The following is a 367-nucleotide window of genomic DNA, read 5'->3' as shown; positions in this document are numbered from 1 at the left end:
GATGAATCACCGCTTAGATTTCATAAAAAAACTAGAACATTTTGGCCGTAAGAAACATTTTGAACTTTCTAATCAGATTGAAGAGTTGTCAATATCCTATCAATCTTCTGTAAAGATAACTGACAAGGAAGACTTATCTGAATCTTTCAAAATCGCTTTAGAAAAAAGTAAATCTAGAGATTTATTTAAAAGAAATACTGGTGTTGGTCCTCATCGAGATGATATTTCTTTTTATATAAATGGGATGGATGCTAGTTTTGGAAGTCAAGGTCAACATCGTAGTCTCGTCCTCTCGATAAAATTAGCAGAAATCGAATTAATGGAAAGCATCACTACAGAATCTCCAATATTACTGCTTGACGATGTG

At 33.0% G+C, this 367-nt stretch carries 1 pseudogene; it reads left to right on the top strand.

Annotation, left to right across the window (positions count from 1 at the left end):
- Window positions 1-367 (top strand): annotated as a pseudogene (locus WKI42_RS10720) (DNA replication/repair protein RecF); the annotation flags it as partial.

Origin of the sequence: Streptococcus pseudopneumoniae, from assembly GCF_038148935.1 — a bacterium.
GTDB classification, from domain to species: Bacteria; Bacillota; Bacilli; order Lactobacillales; family Streptococcaceae; genus Streptococcus; species Streptococcus pseudopneumoniae_U.
The sequence above is the reverse complement of the archived record's forward strand: the minus strand, read 5'-3'. Positions and strand labels throughout refer to the sequence as shown.